The organism is Blastococcus sp. MG754426 (assembly GCF_021699055.1).
In the GTDB taxonomy this organism is placed as follows: domain Bacteria; phylum Actinomycetota; class Actinomycetes; order Mycobacteriales; family Geodermatophilaceae; genus Blastococcus.
In genome coordinates, this window is record NZ_SSXC01000140.1 from 1 (window position 1) to 2,990 (window position 2,990).

At 74.8% G+C, this 2,990-nt stretch carries 3 protein-coding genes; 2 read left to right on the top strand and 1 reads right to left on the bottom strand.

The features are described 5' to 3' along the window. Nucleotides 1-317 (top strand): hypothetical protein (locus E9549_RS22530; RefSeq protein ID WP_236828829.1); only part of this gene is annotated, 317 nt, incomplete at its 5' end. Nucleotides 318-459: 142 nt separating this feature from the next. Then, a complete protein-coding gene (locus E9549_RS22535) occupies nucleotides 460-1,965 on the top strand; it encodes a sugar transferase (RefSeq protein ID WP_236828830.1) in 1,506 nt (501 codons plus the stop codon). Nucleotides 1,966-2,076: 111 nt separating this feature from the next. On the opposite strand, the gene E9549_RS22540 is transcribed toward E9549_RS22535, so the two are convergent. Then, nucleotides 2,077-2,990, bottom strand: a 914-nt coding sequence (locus E9549_RS22540; RefSeq protein ID WP_236828831.1) for a hypothetical protein, incomplete at its 5' end; no start/stop codon positions are given.

Here is a 2,990-nt window from a genome sequence, read left to right on the forward strand (position 1 = left end):
CGACGGGGCTGGGCCGGACCGCACCGGGCGAGGACCCGCCCACACCGGCGGCGCCACCGGTACGCCGACCTCCGCCGCCCAGCCCGCCGGCGACGCCGGCCGCCCCGGTGCACGCGCCCGCGCCCGTGGGCCCCGCCTCGGCCTCTGCTTCCGGCGGTGGGTCGTGCAGCGCGAGCCACACCGACCACGCGGACGCCGCCCTGGCGGTGCTCGACGCGGGGTTCCCCGCCTTCCTCGCCGGCTCGATCCGGATCGCCCGCGGGCACGACGCCGTCCTCCTGGGCCGCGTCGAGGACCCGGGTGCCAGCCCCGACTGACGGGCGCACCCCCCTCCGTCCCGCCCCGCCGGTCCTCCGATCGGCTCGTCGACCAGTCCATGACCCCGCACGTGCGCGACCGCCAACGGGACCTCGTCCCACCGGCGCCGGAGCGCCGTTCGCACCTCAGGGAACTTCCGCGATGAGCAGTGAAGCCGTTCCGTCCGACCACCTCGCCCAGCAGCGCGCCGTGCCGCTCCAGCGGCTGCCGGGGCCCGATCGGCTGCGCGGCGCCGGTACCGCCGCGCGCCGGGCCTGGCGCGGGCCCTACGTCCGCCGGCTCGTCGTGTGGGACGCCATCTGCGCGAGCGCGGCCGCCGGCAGCGGCCTGCTCGTCCGCTACGCGCCACCGGACGTCGGGCTCACCAACGCCTCCCTGGCCATCGCCGTCGCGCTGCCCGCGGTGTGGGTCTTCGCCATGGTGGTGGCCCGCAGCTACGAGAGCCGCTACCTCTGGGAGGGACCGGAGGAGTTCCGCCGCGTCTTCTTCGCCGCCGCCCTGCTGCTCGCCATCGTGGGCACCGTCTCCTGGGGGCTGAAGCTCGAGGTCGCGCGCGGCTTCGTCGTCGTCGCGCTGCCGCTGGCCACCCTGCTCACCCTCGCCCAGCGCCAGGCGCACCGCGTCTGGCTGCGCCGCCAGCGGGCGCACGGGCGGTTCCAGCAGACGACGCTGCTCGTCGGGCACCGCAACGGCGTCGCGGCACTGCGCGAGCAGCTGGAGCGCGAGGCCGACCAGGGCTACCGCGTGGTCGGCTGCTGCCTGCCGCACCGCTCCGGGCTGCGCGCCGGCCCCGGCGGGCTGCCGGTGCTCGGCGACCTCGACGAGGTGGTCGACGTCGTCGAGCGCTACGAGGTCGACACCGTGGCCGTGCTGCCCTCCCCCGAGCTGGACGGCGCGGCGCTGCGCCGGCTGGGATGGGAGCTGGAGAAGACCCAGGCCGACCTGCTGCTCGCGCCGTCGGTCTCCGAGGTCGCCGGGCCGCGGATCCGCGTCCGCCCGGTCTGCGGGCTCTCGCTGCTCCAGATGGAGCGCCCCGAGCTCCGCGGCCTGCACCTGCTGGTCAAGGAGTCCTTCGACCGGACCGCCGCCGTGCTGCTCCTGCTGCTGCTGGCGCCGGTGCTCGTCGCCGCCGCGGTCGCCGTCCGGTTCGACAGCCCCGGGCCGGTGCTCTTCCGCCAGGAGCGGGTGGGCCGCGACGGCCACCGCTTCCCGATGCTGAAGTTCCGCAGCATGCACGTGGGGGCGGACCGCCAGGTCGCCCGGCTGGCGGCGGTGGACGAGGGCAACGGCGTGCTGTTCAAGATGCGCCGCGACCCGCGGGTGACGCGGGTCGGCCGGGTGCTGCGCCGCTACTCCGTCGACGAGCTGCCGCAGCTGCTCAACATCGTGCGGGGCGAGATGTCGCTGGTCGGGCCGCGCCCGCCGCTGCCGTCTGAGGTCGAGCGGTACGGGGTGGAGATGCACCGCCGGCTGGTGGTCAAGCCCGGCCTGACCGGCCTGTGGCAGGTGAGCGGGCGGTCGGACCTGTCGTGGACGGACTCGGTGCGGCTGGACATCCACTACGTGGAGAACTGGTCGCTGTCGCTGGACCTGATGATCCTCTGGCGGACGGTGGGCGCGGTCTTCACCGGCCGCGGCGCCTACTAGGACGACGGACCACTCACGGCCGGCGCACACCGTCGCCCCCTTCGCACCGGGGACGACGGAGGGGCGGGCACCGCGCTCTCGCGCGGCACCCGCCCCTCGGGGGTGGTCGGGTCAGCGGTAACCGGGGCTGACGTACCCGATGCCGACGGTGCCGGCCGGGACGAAGTCACCCGACGCGGGCTTGCCCTGGGTGAGGGTGCCGCTCAGGTTGCCGATCGAGGGCCAGGAGACGACGCCGTTGCTGATCCGGGCGGGGCAGCTGCGGTCGTCGGTCTGCGGCCACACGCTGTAGCCCATGTCGCGGCCGGCGCGCGGGTCGATGAAGACGTTCTCCAGCGACAGCGGGTAGGTGTTGCAGTCGATGCGGATGAACTGCCCGCCCCGCTCGATCGGGGTCACCCCGGAGCTGCCGACGTTGGTGTTCCGGATGGTGCCCTTGCCGATGGCGCCGAGGTCCTGGCGGACCTGGATGCCCTGGTAGTTGGTCGTGCCGCTGAGCCGGTCGATCCGGTACTCGCGCACCCCGCCCCACGGCTGGAAGACGTCGGCGTGGTTCACCGAGTAGGTGCCGCGCAGCGCCTCCATGCGGACGTTCTGGATCTGCACGGTGGCCTCGGGGGCGTTCACGGCGATGCCGTCGGCCTGGGAGCCCGGGACGTTGCCGTTGATGAGGACGCCCTCGATGTGCACGGTGCCGGTGCACTTGTGCACGTAGATGGCGCGCTGGTCGTCGTTGCCGAAGCGGGCGGTGGGCGCGACGGTGATCTGCCCGCCCATGATGACGGCGTTGCGGCAGTTGGCGATCGTGATCGGCCCGGCCGGGCGGTCGGCCGGCAGCTTGATCAGGACGTCGCCGTTCCGGGCCCCGATGGTCGTGACGGAGTTGCTCGGGGTGACGTTGTGGACCGGGTAGTTCTGCCAGCCGGCCGGCGGGGCCCAGCTGAGGGCGCCGGTCGACGGGGTGGTGGCGCGGGCGGGCGGCGCGGTGGTCGTGCTCGGGGTGGCCGGGGTTGTCGCGGCCGGGG